The organism is Calditrichota bacterium (genome assembly GCA_013112635.1).
Taxonomy (GTDB): Bacteria; Calditrichota; Calditrichia; order Calditrichales; family J004; genus JABFGF01.
In genome coordinates this window covers 1-1,735 of record JABFGF010000025.1, presented here as the reverse complement: position 1 = coordinate 1,735, position 1,735 = coordinate 1, and the positions used below count along the sequence as shown (strand labels likewise).

The following is a 1,735-nucleotide window of genomic DNA, read 5'->3' as shown; positions in this document are numbered from 1 at the left end:
TTGATAAACTATTACCTTTAAATACCTATTTTGTGTAAATAAAGAGCCCCCTAATGTGGAAAAGCAACCCATTAAATTGTTTAACCTAACACAAGGAGACTCTATCATGAACATCACATATAAACTAAACAAAGTCAAGAAAAATAATTGGCTTAACATCGCTTTTGATGTCAGTAAAGATGATTTGTATATGTATACCGAAACAGGAGAAGAAACCATAAGCTGCATTGCCGATTCCTTTGCTAATAAAACAGATATAATCTTAGAGAAACTCGACTTTATTAATCAAACTGCTACTAGTGAGGGCTACAGCGGGATCCATATAATTTGTGAGCCCAGCGGAGGGTACGAAAGTAAGTTAATGAACCTTTCTGTTAAACAAGGTCACGCAGCATCATATGTAAGCGGCGAAGCCAGCAATAAGTTTAAAATGGTCGAGGACAACAGTGATGAAAAAAGCGATCCTCGTGATGCCCGCGTAATATTTAAACTATGCCGTTACGGCAAATTCTTAAAATATCGCAACTTAGATGAACAGTACGCCCAGCTCCGTCACTTCAACCGCATGCAGGAGCAGGAACAGGATTTAAGAAACATAGCACGCGGCCATCTGCACCATGAAATCAAAATACTTTTTAGCGAACAGGATTGGAAAGAGGCTTTTTGGTATGGTAGCAGCGGGCGGGCCCTGCTTACATATTATCAGGCAAATCCCTACAAGATTGTGCAGGTTGGTGAAAGGCGTTTTTACCGAAGGATGAAAAAGATGGTAAAGGGTATTCGCAATGCAACCCTTGAGCGTATCTGGTCTAACGTTTGCTTGTCTGTTCAGCTCGGGCATCCCCTGGAGATTAGCGATTTAACAGCCAACCGTATCAAACAGTTGTGGCAAGATTTCCAGCTTCATGATCAGCGTATAAATGAAATAAAACAGCAGATGGCCGATATTTATCGTGCCCTGTTGGATCAGGGCGAAGAGTTGCCACCGGTTATTAAGGGCTTTGTTTCAATCGAAAACCTGGCGCGTATTGTTGGTGAGACAGGTCCGTTTAGTGATTTTAGAAGTGCCAAACAGATAAAACGGTATGCAGGAATGAATATCCGCATCCGGGAAAGCGGACAGTTTAAAGGACAGCGTAAAATGTCCAAAAAAGGACGGCCACGGTTAAGACTGATATTGGGCCAGTCCATCTTTCACCTGATCAAGAAGGACCGCATTCTTGGCAGCTATTATCATGGCTTGAAAGAACGTGGCATGAATGGCACAAAGGCTATGAGTGTAGTAAGCCGTAAGCTGGTTGATGTGTTGTTCGTCTTATCACGGCCTGGTGTGGTCTTTGATAAAGGGCGTTTGTTTGTGAGTGAATCGAAATATAAACAAGCTGCATAGCAAAACTAAATAAGGATTAATAATAATTAAAAAATATAAAACCTGTGCCTACATGACCGCAAAATGTTCAAGACTACAGCTAGGTAGATCCATTGTTTGATTATGAAATTATCAGTGGGCGCAGGTCTTTTTAACACGGCCGATAAAGTTTAAGCGTTTCTAAAAAAGAAGGCCTATATAGTAAAATTGCCGGTTGGAAAGATTTATATTCTTTAAAGGAGGGAGATGGTTTTCCACATTTTGTGGATAATTAAAGAAAGAAAAAAGAAGCAAAAAAGAAAGAAAACTTTTCAACTACAACGGTGGGGTTCTCACTTTACTATTGACTATCTAAGCCTAATAGTA

At 40.3% G+C, this 1,735-nt stretch carries 1 protein-coding gene; it reads left to right on the top strand.

Going from position 1 to position 1,735, the window contains the following annotated elements; translation table 11 throughout:
• Positions 1-106 precede the first annotated feature (106 nt).
• Positions 107-1,390, top strand: coding sequence for a transposase (locus tag HND50_22365; protein NOG47997.1), 1,284 nt, complete (start codon positions 107-109; stop codon positions 1,388-1,390).
• Positions 1,391-1,735: the final 345 nt, after the last annotated feature.